Here is a 15,664-nt window from a genome sequence, read left to right as displayed (position 1 = left end):
AGTAAAAACACACCTTGATTTACAAAAAAGCTTCAACTTTAATAAATAAAAATTAATCATTTGAAACACCTAATCGCACTCTTAAGTGAGGTGTAGAGTGATAATTTACCCATGTATTCATAATTTGGGTTATATCCCTTTTGCTGCATCCTTCTATATTAGCATCTATTATTGCTTCTAAAATACCATCTATAGATCGCGTTGGAATTAACGAGCTCAAAGCCAAAGATTTAACATATTTCATATGGCAATTATGACTCATTAAATTATTATAAATTTCATTAGCGAAATCAATATCTTCCTGTGTTAAAACGCCCAAATTATTAGCTTTAGCTTCTCCAAAAACAAATTTATAAATTTCATACGCTGTTTGTCTTGTGTGAGCTTTTGGATCTGTAAGCATATTACGAATTTCTAAAGCTCTATTACAACCGTCAAGTATTGGTCCTATATTATCATGAAATTTATCTATTTTGTTTATTGTACCATCTTCAATGTAGTATTTTATAACACCATGTGTTACCTCATAGGTTGAAAGTCTTTCAAAATTTGTGATTTTCACCTTCATGGGAAACTCAGATTTCAGCCTACCTTTTTTGTGATTTTTAACTGCCTTATCGTCTTTTGCATATTCATATCTTGTACAGTCACAATCATTATAGACATATTCATACAAGGGGCTTACTGAATCAAAATAATAATTTGTCCAAGTCCCAGATTTGAGCCCATAATTATATTCCCCTTTTCTATATACTACTTCCTTTCCGTCATAATCAATATATTTTCCATGCTTTATTCCATTATTATAATTTATTACTTCTGCCAAAAAACGCTTCCCTTCTATTAATTTAAACCTTTTAGATTCTCCATGTAGTGCACCAAATCTGTAGTGAGACTCTACCTCTAAAAACTTTATTTCAGGCTTATCAGAGCTTTTACTGTATTTAAAATAAACACCATGCCTTACCCATTTTCCGTTTAATTTAATACCTGTATATTTTTCATTATTCCTTGTTTTTATTGCATAATAATTACCATCATCACCAAGCCACTCGTACAATTTATCATTTTCTAAATTTTCAAAATGTCTTTCGGTTACGAGATCAACATTTGTACCAATATAGGTTTGAGAAAATGCAAGATTGCAGGTTAATAGAATTAATAAAATTTTTAACACAATAGATTTCATTGTTATTTATTATTTTGAAAAAAAGTCATCTAATGATCTTAAAAATCCTACTTGAATAAATAAACCACCATTTACGTCATCTCGAGGAGCGGTGATTACTCCTGTATGAGGATACCTAGGGAACACTTCCACAAAGAGCTGACTTGTGTGATCATGAGACCACTCCAACCTATAACCATGATAAATTTGGAATTCATCTGAAAAGAAATAAGGTTCTTCAACTTCTAATCGTTCTACGTACGTTTCATTTTGCGATTTAGTAACTCTTTCTTCCACTATACCTACATAAATATGATCTCTTTTGGCTGTTCTATCGTTTCTGTACCAGCTAAATTTTAAGCCTGCTTTAATATTTTCGAAATCAAAATTAGATTTCCCCTTTCCAGATTCTTCTTCATTGTACCATTTACCTGCTGTATAATTACGATTCCCTTTTTGATACTCACCAAAAACTTTTACCCAAGTCCAACCAGCAAAAATGCGAGCACCATAATTATAATTTAAGTTACTACCATCAAATAATGGTGAACCTCCAGCTTCTCCTACCCCAAAAACATAACCTCCTCCATATTCAGTTTCATAACCCATTTGAAGATCCAATTTAAGATTAATGGCAATTGGACTAATATTATCTACTGACTCAGAACTATAATAATCATCAATTATAGGATCATAGCCATTTGTTTTACTATCAAAATAAAGTGGGTAATTAGTTCCTGTAAAACCAAAATTCATTTTTATATGAAAGTTGCTACCAGTGTATAATTGTTTTGGATCATTAACCATTCCCATATCAGCATATATAAAACCTCCAATAGTATATAGAAAACCTGCTGCAGCGACTGCACCTGCTGCCGCAATTGCTGCATTTTCTTGACGTTGATTTTCTTTTCTTTTTAAATATTCATTTACTCTTTTATTTTTATCTTCCTCTTTTTTTGCGTCGTCTGCCTTTCTTTTTAATTCTTTCCTTGCTTCAGCCTCCCTTTTAGTCGCTTCTTTTTCTTTTTTTTGCTCTAGTTTGCTTTTTTTAATTACAGGTTTACTTTCTTCGGCTTTTTCTGTCTCTGGATCGTCCTCAGCACTTTTTTCTTCACTTTTTAAATCTGTTAAAGCTTTGTTTACGTCATTGACCTGTCCATCATAGTCATTATTTACGTCAAGATTGCTTAATTTTTCAAGAAGTGATTTCTTCTTTAATAAATCTTCTTTTGTTGTACCTAAACTTTGAATTTCATCTTTTAAAGAATTAATCTGTTCATTTATCAGTTTCTTTTCATCTTCAATATCTTTTACTTTTTCTTCTAAATCAGCAATTTTAGAAGCATAATTAGAGTTTTTATCGATTTTTCTTAATTCTCTATATAGGTTTAATTTTTTAAATAAATCTGCTTCGGTATTACCATAAGAATATATATCATTTTTTATTCTCTCTATATCTGCTTTTAATTTATTCTCTGCTTGAATTCTGTTGATATAAGAATTCACCGTTTCATTGCAATCCAGACTCTCAGACATTGCAGAAACCCCATACTCTTGTCTATCATTATCACTAAAGAAAAAATTAACGCTACTAAAAGTAATTGAACGCTCTCCGGATTTCATTTTAAATGCAGCAAAATCTCCACCACCATGAGATTGACCAGATCTTATCGTAGTACTACCTCCAGTACCTCCAAGTCCCCATTTAGAACAAGTAATATCTACAAGGAAAGGTGAATTATTAATAACTTCAACTTTATATATGAGTTCGTCTCCTGACGATTTTTCGTAAACTCTTATTGTTAAAAAACTAAAACAACTTAATGTTGATGTCGAAGTTTGCTGCCATTTAGGGATATCCCATACGGATTTACCATCTTTTAATGTTTTACCTGGAATATGAGTAATATTAATTGTAGCAGATTGTTGTCCGTAAACATTAAATGCAGTTATTAGAAAAAGCGTAATAATTAGATTTTTGAAACTCATAATAGAAATGTATTTAGTTCATAGTTTACCCTTATGTAAAACTATGAACTATCATGAGTAAAAAGAATACCCAGTTTAGGGTATTTTTTTTACATTTCTACGTCTTAAAAAAGTTCTTTTTTAGAAAAAAATTATTACTTTTATCCTTCTATGTCTTCTAAAACCCATTGTAATTCTGGATCAATATGATGTAATCGATCTTCATACGTTGGGAGTATTTCTACATCAGGTTTTACACCATAACCATCTGGTGTGGTTTTATAAGGAGCATCAATATGTGCCAACCCTATCCTAGCACGTACTTTGGTATGAGGCATTTCGTATACTTTATAGAATCCAGCGACTGTGCCGTTGTACGCACCACCTGTTTCCTCACCAACAAAAGTCGCACGTTCATCCCCTTGTAATTTTGTAGACAAAATAGAGGATGCAGAAAAGGAATTACCATTAATTAGTACGTAAATTTCACCTTTAAAATTAAGCGGTTTTGGTTTCTGCTCTTTAGCGGATTTAAAAGTATAATATAAGGTATCATCTTTCTTTTTTGTTTTAAACAGGTCGATGGTAAGAAGAACGGGAGACATCATACCTGCGAAAACCTTTGCTGTGGTTGGTGTTGTGTTACTCATGACACTTTTTAGAAGCGGAAACCGTGTATTAACTTCACTTGGATTAATCATGGTAAAATTTTTATCCGTGAGATAAGAATACAAATAGGTAATTTCATTTAAACGTCCTCCAAAGTTGTTTCGTAGATCAATAACGAGGACCTCTGTTTGAAGTGAATCTAAGGTTTTAAAGCTTTCATCGTAAAAGTGCTTATAGTTGCCATTTGAGAACCCTCTTATTTTGAGTAAACCCACAACATTATCCGCACCTACAAAATTCAAATTTCGGGTGTATTCATTTCGCGATGCGATATAACCATAATTACGATTGTATTTTCGTTTCGCCTTATTGGCTTGCTTTTTAGCTTTTCGTTCGGCTTTGGTAAGTTTGACGACTTTTGGTTTTTCAATGGCAATAGAGTCTGTAGTTAAAGAATCTGTTTTTAATGCAGTTGTGTCTATTTTTAAAATGCGTTTATATGACTTTACAAACGTTGAATCTGAATTCCTAAAGGTTAGACTGATACTATCAAAACGCCCTTTGTCATAAAAATAATAACTCATAAAACGACGACCAGCAACTCTATTATGAAAGGTGGTATTATAACCATCTGAGGCAATAATTTTACTGTATTTTTTGATTAAATCTTGAGGGGTTTCACCTTCAACTTTTAAGACTTCGGCATTAATTAAAACAGAATCTGCGCCTCTTGCATTGGAGACAAAAAGAGTCTCATCTAAATATTCAAAATCTAAATTATTGATATCAAACTTTGCGCCTTTTAAGGCTTTTCTTTCTTTACGGTCAAAATGCTTACCTGGAGGCGACAATGACATATGGCCTTGTCCAACATATTTCGTAACAGCCGCTAGTTGTTTATAAAACGTACGACTATCCATCGGTTCCTTAATAGCCATTTTTAAGCTATCAAATTTATAATCTAAAACCTCCTTAGATGTAAACTGGTATAAATGCGGATGGTGACGTTGCAGTTGCTTATAAACCTTGTCTATGTCTTCGTGTAAATCTTCAACGGAATGTAATTTGGTGACTTGTAAATTGTGTTTCTCTACACTCGCACATGATGCTAATAGAACTAATAATGTAATACAAAATGTAAGTAATGATTTCTTGATCATGATTGATTGTTTGATTTTGGAAATTGATAGATGTTAAATTACACCCTTTACCTGAATAGACGTAAAAATAGTTAGAATGGTTGCTTTTAAAATAAATTTAAATCTAAAAACTTTTGAATTCCCTCTACATAAAGAAAGTAACAAGCAATAAAGGAAACTAATGAACCTGAGTTAAAACAAAAAAAATAGTCCAAACTTTTAATTGTTTAGAACAACCTTAAGCATGGACTTATTTCCCCTTGATTTATAGCTCTACAAAGTTGCACATTAATATAAGACTTAACAATACTTAATTTAAGTATTTTTTAATTTTATAACAAAAATTGATTCATTTTTAACATCCCAATGAGTTCGCCTGTCGATGAAATATTGAGTTTTTTCAATATATTTCTTCGGTGAGTATTTACCGTATGCGGACTAATACTCAGCTTTTTAGAGATTTCTTTACTGGATTGGTTCAGCACGAGTAATCTGATGATATCGCGCTCTCTATTACTAATCCCGTCTTTTAATAATTTTTGAGAAAAGTTATTAAAAAACAAGGTTTCATATTCATTATTAGCATTTAGCATTTTAGCGGATGCCGTTATTTCCATTTTAATATTGGGATCTAAAACCGTGTAATGGGCTAACCCAATGATAGGTTTACCTTCAGTATCAAAAACTAAAGGCGTGGTATTTTGGATGATATTAACGTAAACATCATCACTATTTTTAAGTCTAAAATTCCAAGTGTAATTAGCGTCCTTTCGCTTTTCTGTAGGAATCTCACTAAGCGTAAACTCCATTAAACGATTTAGAGCGTTTAACCAAGCATCAATATCATCTGGATGAATTCTACTCCATAAATAACGCATACCTAATGTTTTGAGTTCATTAACATCAAGACCCAAGCAGGTTGTAAAATTTTTACTGATATATTCAAAGGTTAAATCTTGCGTATTGGTCACACAAAAAAATGTAGAACTATAAGGGAGATACTCATCGAGCTCCATGAACTTTTCAATGTGCTCTTTTAGAAATGGCTTGTCATAGGATTTAAATATGTACTTGTATAAATCCTTTATATCATCGTATTTCATGTTATAAAGTTAGAAATTAAATTGAATTACATTCCCTAACTTTTTAACAAAAACGGCTCCAAAACTGAAACAAATAACGCAACTCACACATTATAAATGCTTTTAAGCTTAAAATTATTGTGAAAAACAAAATTGAAACACGCTCAAAATGCAGCGAATTACGCCTAATTTTAAAGTGAAATCGCCGTCGTATGCTTCACTTCGTTAATCATAAACATACTGTGTGTACTTCCAATATGATTAATTTTAGTTAATTTCTCAACCATAAATTCTCTAAAGGCTTTCATGTCCTTTACTAAAACTTTGAGCAGATAATCATAATCACCACTAAGATGATAGCATTCTAAAACCTCATTGAGTTGCTTCACTTCGCGCTCAAACATCACCACATACTCTTGTGAATGTTGCACCAGTTTCACATGGCAAAACGCAACAAAATCCTTTTGAACTTTGTTTTTATCAACTAAGGCCACATATTGCTTTACAATACCGCTTTTTTCGAGTTTTCTAATACGTTCGTAAACGGCAGTTACCGATAAATTTAATTGATGTGATAAAGCCTTATTGGTTTGCTTACTATTAGATTGTAGTAAATGCAAGAGTTCTCTGTCAATAGCGTCAAACGTCATACGTATCTTTTTTTCGGAATTAATTACACAATACTCAAATTTAATTATAATAAAACTATTAAAATTAATATTTACAGAATAATAATCTAAATATTGACACCAGTATTGATTAATAATCTAACATTATCGAAATTTGATAAACATTAATTAAAACAACTATGGCCTTTAAACCTGCAAACAATATTCAAGATTTACAATACTTCGGTGAATTCGGTGGTGTTAACCCATCCATTTCAGATTCATCAACCTATACCTTTTTATCGGCAAAAACCATGTTCGATACCTTTGAAGGTAATGCAGATGGTTGTTATTTATACTCACGTCATTCATCACCTTCCAACTTATATTTAGGTGAAGCTCTGGCGGCTATGGAAGGCACCGAAACCGCTACAGTAACCGCTTCTGGTATGGGAGCCATTACACCTGTCATTTTGCAACTTTGCGATGCTGGAGACCATGTGGTGAGTAGCCGAACCATTTACGGAGGAACCTATGCCTTCTTAAAGAACTTTACACCGCGTTTGGGTATCAACACTACCTTTGTGGACATCACGAAATTAGAAACTGTTGAAGCGGCTATTACACCAAAAACTAAAGTGTTGTATTGCGAGTCTGTTAGTAATCCACTATTGGAAGTGGCAGACATCAAAGGTTTGGCTGAATTAGCAAAAAAAAACAACCTTAAATTAGTGGTGGACAACACCTTTTCCCCATTATCCATTTCACCAATAAATTTAGGAGCTGATATTGTCATCCATAGTTTAACCAAATTCATCAATGGCTCGTCGGATACGGTTGGTGGAGTGGTTTGTGGTACGCAAGAACTCATAGACGATTTACGAAACGTCAACAGTGGAGCTGCCATGTTATTAGGATCGACGATGGATAGTCTGCGTTCGGCTTCGGTATTGAAGAATCTAAGAACCTTGCATATTAGAATGATGCAACACAGTTATAACGCCAACTATTTAGCTGAGAGATTTGAAAACGATGGCTTAAAAACAGTGTATCCCGGACTCGCCTCTCACCCATCGCATGAGTTATTCACATCTATGATGAATGACAAATACGGTTTTGGAGGGATGCTAACCATTGATGTGGGCACTTTAGATAAAGCCAATGCCTTAATGGAACTCATGCAAGAACGCAACCTTGGCTATTTAGCCGTAAGTTTAGGCTTCTACAAAACCTTATTTAGTGCACCTGGAAGCTCTACCTCTTCTGAAATTCCTGAAGAGGAACAAGAAGCCATGGGCTTAAGTGATGGACTCATTCGGTTTTCGATAGGTTTAGATGCCGATATCGAACGTACTTACAACACCATGAAAGCCTGTATGGAAGAATTAAATATTCTCTAAGCTAACATCATACGTATTTTACTAAAGATTAGATGCTTATATAACAATAAGTGTCTAACCTTTTTTTGGCGCCATATTCTATCATTTGTATTGCATTTGCAAATGGCTTAACAAAATCGTAACATTACGACACTAAACTGAACAAACATGCAAGAAAACGACAACCTAAGTGAGATTAAAACAGAAGATCAAGTAATTATTGATAATAAAGAACTTAGTTTTCTTGAAGCTTTAATTCCGGTTGTCATTTTAGTTGGACTATTAGCTTACAACATATTTTTCGTTGAAGACCAAGAATGGTTTGGCGCCTATACCAATCAAATTATTTTAGTACTAGGTGGTGGTATTGCTGCTGTGGTTGGCCTTTATAATAAAGTGACCTTTAAAACCATGCTCAAAGAGATTTGGGAAAACCTAAGAAGTGTTTTTGTACCTATCATGATTCTATTCTTAGTCGGAGCCTTAGCCGGCACATGGCTCGTTAGTGGCGTGATTCCTGCCATGGTGTATTATGGATTGCAAGTGTTGAGTCCAGAGATATTCTTACCTGCTTCCGTGATTATAGCAGCTGTCATCTCCATTGCTACAGGAAGTTCTTGGACCACATCGGCAACCGTTGGTATTGCCCTAGTGGGTATTGGTACCGCTTTAGGTATTAATCCAGGCATGATAGCTGGTGCCGTTATTTCTGGTGCCTATTTTGGAGATAAAATGTCACCTTTAAGTGATACCACCAATTTAGCTCCTGCTATGGCGGGTACCGATTTATTTACGCACATTAAATATATGTCCATTACAACCGTACCAACAATTATAATTACCCTACTTGTTTTCGGAATTATTAGTTTTAATATTGATACCACAGGAAGTGCAGATATCAGTAACCTCCTCGCTTCTATAGACAACACCTTTAATATTTCTCCGTGGTTATTTTTAGTACCTGTTGCTGTAGTGGCTTTAATATTATTAAAAACAAAACCGTTATTAGCCTTAGCATCTGGGATTGTTTTAGCGATTATATTCGCTTTCGTTTTTCAAGCTCCTATTTTAGACGGGTTAGCCGAATCTAAATTTACGGCCATTATAAATTCAATTTTCACAGAAACGGCTATTGTTACTGACAACGAAAAGTTAAATGACCTGTTTGCAGCTGGTGGTATGGAAGGCATGCTGTGGACCATCTACTTAATCATTTGTGCCATGATCTTTGGTGGCATCATGGATGGCATCGGAGCCCTCGCCCGCATCACAAAAGCCTTATTAGCTATAGCAACGTCTATTTTCGGATTATTTACCAGTACCGTGTTAAGTTGTATAGGCCTCAATATTGTCGCTTCAGATCAATATTTAGCGATTGTTATTCCAGGAAAAATGTTTAAACAAGCCTATGAAGATAAAGGTTTAGCTCCTGAGAATTTAAGTCGAACGTTAGAGGATTCCGGAACCGTAACCTCTGTCCTCATTCCTTGGAATACCTGTGGTGCTTACCAAAGTGGTGTTTTAGGTGTTGGTGTGGGCGAATACATTGGCTATGCTATTTTTAACTACTTAAGTCCGTTCACCACCTTAATTTTTGCCGCCTTCAGAATAAAAATTAAAATGTTAACAAAAAAATAATAGCGCACCCCTTAAGCTTTTTCCTCTAAAATTATCAAGTTAGTAGTTTACAAGCGTCAATATTGCGATTATAATAATATTTCACCCTCTTTTTTGGTGCCATAAACACATGCTATTTCACTATTCTTTATCATAATCTAAACCTATGTATTAGTACGAGGTTACTTACTAAATTTGCATTAGAAAATAAATTAACAAATTATAAAAAGACAAAACACATGGCATTAGTAGGAAGACAATTTCCAGATTTAAACGTAAACGCAATGAACGATATGGGCGACACTTTTAAAGTGAACGTTCTAGAAGAAGCGAAAAACAATAACAAAAAAGTAGTATTATTCTGGTACCCAAAAGATTTCACTTTTGTTTGTCCAACAGAATTACACGCCTTCCAAGCGGCTTTAGGTGAATTCGAAAAAAGAAACACCATCGTAATCGGTGCGTCTTGTGATACTGCCGAAGTACACTTTGCATGGTTAAGTACTTCTAAAGATAATGGAGGAATTGAAGGAGTAACATACCCAATCTTAGCAGATTCTAACCGTAACCTAGCCTCAGCATTAGGGATCTTAGATATCTTCAACGAACAATTTGATGAAGAAACAGGATTGGTAACTGTTGAAGGTGATAATGTAACGTACAGAGCTACCTACATCATTGACGAAGAAGGAACCATCCAACATGAAAGTGTAAACAACATGCCATTAGGTAGAAACGTTAACGAATACTTGAGAATCATCGATGCCTTAACACACGTACAAGAAAAAGGTGAAGTTTGTCCTGCAAACTGGGAAGAAGGTAAAGAGGCAATGCAAGCCAATGCTAAAGGGACTGCTGCTTATTTAGCAACACACTAATCTAAAAGTTTAAAATTTATGTCATTGCGAGCAAAGCGTGGCAATCTGTTTATTAAGATAGAGATTGCTTCACGTTGTTCGCAATGACGTATAAAACAACAAACTATGATACAAGAATTAGATCAAGATAACCTACAAGAGATCATCAATGGTAACGATACCGTGATCGTACAGTATTCTGCAACATGGTGTGGCAATTGTAGAATAATGAAACCTAAGTTCAAGAAATTAGCAACAGAACATGAAGGGGCAACCTTTGTGATTGCTGATGCTGAAAAATTTCCTGAAAGTAGAAAATTAGCTACGGTAGATAATTTACCAACCTTTGCAACATTCAAAGCGGGTGAATTTAAAAGTCAAGTGCAAACTAATAAGTTCGATGTTTTAAAAGAACTTGTTTCTGAAGTTATTTAATTATGAAGCTACCGGTAATTAAACACTTAACGCAGTTTATAGAAGACAATGACGAAGATTACATCATTGAAACTATAGAAACACTTGAAGCCTTAACCGAAGTACCATCGCTTAAAGATGAAGAATTAGACGTTATTGGAGAACTAATCTCTAATATGTATGGTGCTATTGAAGTCAACAAAATGATAAAAGAAGGCACACCTAAAAAAGAAGCCGTTAACGGATTTATGAAACGTGTGTTAGGGTCTATTGATAAATAATTGAAAAAGAGAATTACCCCTTTTAAAACCACGTTGCGAAAGCAAGGTGGTTTTTCTTTTAATACAGTTTCATTTCCTATGTAGCTAGCTATCAAGGCTTACCGTAACCTATACGCATTAGAGGATTGCAACTTGGGTTTTATCTGAGAAAACCAGTATGTAACTTTTCGTATAGATTTTTAACGAAATACATTTAACTTCGTTGCTAGAATATAAAAAGCTACTATATTTTGCTCTATTTTCGGGATATGAGTAATAAAAGTTACTGTATAACGAGTTGTGTGTCATTAAAAAAAACCGAAATACAAAGAATGGAAAATAAAACATACAAGAAAATATCTAATTGGTACCGAAAATTCCAAATTAGTAAATCACCTCAAATGAATTTAGTTTGGGGATTCTTTTTGTATACGCTAATTGGATTTATTTTACTGTCTATTCCTTTATTTCACAAAACCGACATTTCTTTTTTAGATAATTTATTTATTTCAACTTCTGCTATTTCAACTACTGGACTTGTGACAATAAGCGTTTTCGATTCCTATAATTTTTTCGGTCAATTTGTTATTATGGCTTTAATACAAATTGGCGGAATTGGATATATGACGCTAACGACATACTATTTATTATTTACTACCAAAAAAATAACACATTGGCATAGTAAATTAATAGGAACGGAATTTACATTACCTAATACAATTCAGATAAAAGATTTTATCAAAAGCGTTATTGTTTTTACCCTAATAATGGAAACTATTGGAGCTATACTTTTCTACTTTGCCTTTACCAATTCTGGAATGGGGAGTTTAAAAGCAATTTGGTTTTCAATTTTTCATAGTATTTCATCGTTTTGTACAGCTGGTTTTGGATTGTTTAATGATGGTTTCGAAAGCTATCAAGACAATACTTTTATAAACACAATTATTTCTGTATTAGCAATTTCTGGTTCTTTGGGTTTTATTGTAATTACAGATTTGTGGTATCGAATTAAAGGTAAATCAAAAGAAATTTCGTTCACAACTAAAATCATTATCTATGGGTTTTTGTTTTTACTTTTTTTAGGAACTTTACTCATTTACGCAACAGAATCATCCTCTATTCTCGGTTCAAATAGTTCACTTATGACCTCTTTCTTCCAAGCAATGTCAGCTATGACAACAGTTGGGTTTAACACAATACCTATCGGTGAATTATCCTTGCCAATATTATTGTTTATAACCTTTCTTATGTATATTGGAGCTTCGCCTTCAGGAACAGCAGGAGGAATGAAAATAACGACATTGACGGCAATGCTATCGATATTAAAAAGTCGATTGTTTGGTCAGAAAAAAATCACATTTTTAAACAGACTTATTCCATTTGAAAGAATATACGTTGCCACATCAACTTTTATGCTTTACACGAGTTTAATTTTCTTGTTTTCATTTTTACTTTCTTACTTTGAAAATTTTTCTTTTGACAGCATATTATTTGAAGTAGCATCCGCTTTAGGAACAGTTGGATTAAGTACAGGAATTACAGGAGATTTAACTAACGTTGGGAAAATATTGATTATTATTTTAATGTTTATTGGACGAGTTGGAGTTCTAACTTTTGGATTTGCATTATTGCATCAAAAAGAGAACGATTCTAAAAAAATTAGAACTGATGATTTGGCTGTATGAAAAAATTAATAATTAGAAAAATAGAAAAAACGCCACACAACACCGTATATAATTAATTGGGTAGTGCATTGCCAACTTACAAGCATTCCTGCGGAATACTATCTGTGATATATTTGCTAAATTAGGTGCTTAGCCATACACAAACACTATTTAAATCACACCCATGAAAAACTTACACCGCTATATCCAATCACGATGTAACATATCCCAAACCGATAGCCGTTTAGTGGAAACCTATTTTACCTCCCAAAATGTACCAGCTAACACCCTACTCTTAGAAGCCGGAAAAACAGAACGCTATGTGTATTTCCTAAGTGAAGGCATTGTAAAAGGCTATCAAAATGTAGATGGTAAAATTGTAGTGCAACATTTAGTCGCCGAGCACGATTTCTTCACCTCCCTAGAGAGTTTTATGAGTGAAACTCCAGCATCTGACTATTACGAAACCATTACCGACTGTAAACTACTTAAAATCTCTAAACCAGATTTCGAACTGATCCAAGCGCAATCCGCCTTTTGGAGCGACTTTATAAAAACAATCACCAACGAGCACCTCAATTGCAAAATAGAACGGGTTAAAGATTTCCAGGTATTAACAGCAAAAGAACGCTATTTAAAGTTTATAACACAACAGCCTAACCTAGCCCTAAATGTCTCTGTAGACAATATCGCTTCCTTCTTAGGTATGGAACCGCAATCCTTAAGCCGGATTAGAAAACAGATCACTATCTAACATTTGTTATTTTTCAACTCCACATTACGGCAGACCTTTACGCAAACAAAAAAACAATAGTGATGAGTAAAGACTTAGCCTTAGTAACCGGTGGCAATGGCCATTTAGCAAACAATCTAATCCGTTTGTTGCTATCCAAAAACCAAAACGTAAGAACAACCGTTAGAGATTTAAATAACACCGCACCGTTTAAAGGTTTAGATGTCGAGGTGGTACAAGCAGATCTTCTAGACAAAGCAGCCTTAAGAAAAGCATGTAAAGACGTCACGCATATCTATGCCGTTGCCGCCAACTTTAGTATGTGGGCAAAAGACCCAAAAACAGAGATTTACGACAACAACCTAAAAGGCACCCAAAACCTGTTCGATATTGCCAAAGCATGTGGCATTAAAAACATCGTTTATGTAAGTTCTGTGGCCGCTTTAGACTTTAACACCTTACCGGCCAACGTAGATAATGGTTATAATACAGACCGAAGAAACTGGTATTACAATTCTAAAAACGATTCTGATAAACTGGCTTTAGCCTTAGGTGAAACATACAACATCAGAACCGTTCTCATTTTACCATCGGCAATGATTGGCAACCACGCCCACAAACTGAGTTATTCTAACAACTTAGTCTATCAAATTTTAAAAGGCGAAATCCCAGTAGATACCAACGTCACCTTAAACTGGGTAGATGTCAAAGATGTGGCTTTTGGCGCTTACCAAGCCATGCTAAAAGGCAAAGACCAAGAACGCTATATCCTCTCTAACCCAACACACACCACTTTACAAGACAGTGTAAACATAGCCGCAAAGCTATATCCAGAATTAAAACTAAAAACACCTAAACAAGTACCCAAATGCTTATTGTACACGGTGGCTGGTCTCATGGAGTTCAGCAGTAAACTCACAGGAAAAGAACCCCTATTGCAGCGCCATTATTTAGATATGTTTTATGGACTAAAACAAGATTATGATATTAGTAAATCTAAAGAAGAACTCAACTTTAATCCTAAACCATCAAAACAAGCTTTAGAAGAGGCACTTAGATATTTAAAAACGGACTGGAAAGCGCAGTAGATGTAATTCATAGTTATAATTTATATGAATATAAAACCACTTGGCGCATGCTTGGTGGTTGTTGTGTTTTATAGAGTTTTACACTTTAGTTATTGCTATTACGGTTTACCGTAAGTGATATCATTTTGAGCGTTGTACCTTGGCTTTTGACGAAGAGGATCTGTACGTAACTTTACGTATTGATTTACTGATAAATAACGATTATGTTTGTTAGATGTCTATTTAATGTATAAAGGTTATGATTAACTAACTATATTTAGGGAATATGAGTCATAATAGTTATTATATAACGAGTTGGCGTTCATTGCTAGAAAGGAAGATGGATAAAGAGTAAATATTCAAAACAGAAATTGGATTTTACATTAAATCAAAATGATATAAGATATGAGAATACACAAAGACACATATCATGCAATAGTACAAAGCGTTATAAATGAGTATGACGAGCGTATAAAGACGACAATTGAAGTCATTGCACCAATGAATTATTTCAGAAGTAATATGTATGCTAATGTTATGGATATTACCAAAGACTTAATGTATAAGAGAGAGTATATCTACGACAGATATGACTATCCTGTACACACAATGAGTTATATAACAGGTGTTCATAACAAAATCATAAAAAGACTCTGTGATTATACTTATGATAAATGTTATGCCTACCGAAGCAACAAAGTTGACTCTGAAACAGAAGTGAAAACGATGTTTGATGTATCAGAACCTCTGGAAGATCAGCATGGGATAACAAGAAATGGAATCTTCATACCTGCAACTTTCGTAATAGGAAAATTTCACTATCCAAAAATCAATAAAAAGCGTGAAGATTATACTTGGAAAGAACAAGCAATGTCAGATGCGATTGACGCTTTAGAAGAAGATGAAGATAGAGGTAATATAGATATACCATATTTAGGTTTGCCTGACGATGAACAAGATATTGGACATTGGAATTTAGATTAACAAAATTATCACGAAAAAACAACGAAATGCCAACACCGTGTATAATTAATTGCTTGCTTCTAGCCTACTTGCGAAAATTCCTGCGGAATTTTCACGGGTTCGTAAAAGTTTA

General features: G+C 33.9%; 14 protein-coding genes. 9 read left to right on the top strand and 5 right to left on the bottom strand.

The features are described 5' to 3' along the window. Positions 1-52: 52 nt before the first annotated feature. The 5 genes from KO515_RS11590 to KO515_RS11570 form a co-directional block, all read right to left on the bottom strand. Complete coding sequence (locus tag KO515_RS11590) at positions 53-1,189, bottom strand: hypothetical protein (RefSeq protein WP_215936509.1); 1,137 nt, start codon at positions 1,187-1,189, stop codon at positions 53-55. A gap of 9 nt (positions 1,190-1,198) precedes the next feature. Continuing rightward, positions 1,199-3,160 carry a hypothetical protein gene (locus KO515_RS11585; protein WP_215936508.1) on the bottom strand — a complete coding sequence of 654 codons (1,962 nt, stop codon included), beginning with the start codon at positions 3,158-3,160 and terminating at the stop codon, positions 1,199-1,201. A gap of 140 nt (positions 3,161-3,300) precedes the next feature. Continuing rightward, positions 3,301-4,908, bottom strand: coding sequence for a S41 family peptidase (locus KO515_RS11580; protein WP_215936507.1), 1,608 nt, complete (start codon positions 4,906-4,908; stop codon positions 3,301-3,303). Between the two features lie 311 nt (positions 4,909-5,219). After that, entirely contained in the window at positions 5,220-5,990 is a 771-nt protein-coding gene (locus tag KO515_RS11575; RefSeq protein ID WP_215936506.1) for a LuxR C-terminal-related transcriptional regulator, read from the bottom strand. Positions 5,991-6,160: 170 nt separating this feature from the next. Then, on the bottom strand, positions 6,161-6,619 hold the full coding sequence (locus tag KO515_RS11570; protein WP_215936505.1) for an Lrp/AsnC family transcriptional regulator: 459 nt from the start codon (positions 6,617-6,619) through the stop codon (positions 6,161-6,163). Between the two features lie 158 nt (positions 6,620-6,777). Between KO515_RS11570 and KO515_RS11565 the strand changes: the two genes are divergently transcribed. From KO515_RS11565 to KO515_RS11525, 9 genes are all read left to right on the top strand, one after another. Next, entirely contained in the window at positions 6,778-7,977 is a 1,200-nt protein-coding gene (locus KO515_RS11565; RefSeq protein WP_215936504.1) for an aminotransferase class I/II-fold pyridoxal phosphate-dependent enzyme, read from the top strand. A gap of 147 nt (positions 7,978-8,124) precedes the next feature. Continuing rightward, complete coding sequence (gene nhaC, locus KO515_RS11560; RefSeq protein ID WP_215936503.1) at positions 8,125-9,594, top strand: Na+/H+ antiporter NhaC; 1,470 nt, start codon at positions 8,125-8,127, stop codon at positions 9,592-9,594. Between the two features lie 218 nt (positions 9,595-9,812). Then, complete coding sequence (locus KO515_RS11555) at positions 9,813-10,451, top strand: peroxiredoxin (RefSeq protein WP_215936502.1); 639 nt, start codon at positions 9,813-9,815, stop codon at positions 10,449-10,451. A gap of 105 nt (positions 10,452-10,556) precedes the next feature. Next, complete coding sequence (locus KO515_RS11550) at positions 10,557-10,865, top strand: thioredoxin family protein (RefSeq protein WP_215936501.1); 309 nt, start codon at positions 10,557-10,559, stop codon at positions 10,863-10,865. 2 nt (positions 10,866-10,867) lie between these two features. Further along, a complete protein-coding gene (locus KO515_RS11545; protein ID WP_092443256.1) occupies positions 10,868-11,125 on the top strand; it encodes a DUF6952 family protein in 258 nt (85 codons plus the stop codon). A gap of 311 nt (positions 11,126-11,436) precedes the next feature. After that, complete coding sequence (locus tag KO515_RS11540) at positions 11,437-12,789, top strand: TrkH family potassium uptake protein (protein WP_215936500.1); 1,353 nt, start codon at positions 11,437-11,439, stop codon at positions 12,787-12,789. A 163-nt stretch (positions 12,790-12,952) separates the two neighbouring features. Beyond that, a complete protein-coding gene (locus tag KO515_RS11535) occupies positions 12,953-13,522 on the top strand; it encodes a Crp/Fnr family transcriptional regulator (RefSeq protein WP_215936499.1) in 570 nt (189 codons plus the stop codon). Positions 13,523-13,584: 62 nt separating this feature from the next. Further along, a complete protein-coding gene (locus KO515_RS11530; RefSeq protein ID WP_215936498.1) occupies positions 13,585-14,589 on the top strand; it encodes an NAD-dependent epimerase/dehydratase family protein in 1,005 nt (334 codons plus the stop codon). A gap of 384 nt (positions 14,590-14,973) precedes the next feature. After that, positions 14,974-15,552: a hypothetical protein gene (locus tag KO515_RS11525; protein ID WP_215936497.1), complete on the top strand. Its 579-nt coding sequence runs from the start codon at positions 14,974-14,976 to the stop codon at positions 15,550-15,552. Positions 15,553-15,664: the final 112 nt, after the last annotated feature.

The sequence above is a fragment of the Winogradskyella psychrotolerans genome, assembly GCF_018860545.1.
In the GTDB taxonomy this organism is placed as follows: domain Bacteria; phylum Bacteroidota; class Bacteroidia; order Flavobacteriales; family Flavobacteriaceae; genus Winogradskyella; species Winogradskyella psychrotolerans_A.
Note: the sequence above shows the minus strand (reverse complement) of the source record. Positions and strands in the feature narration are given on the sequence as shown.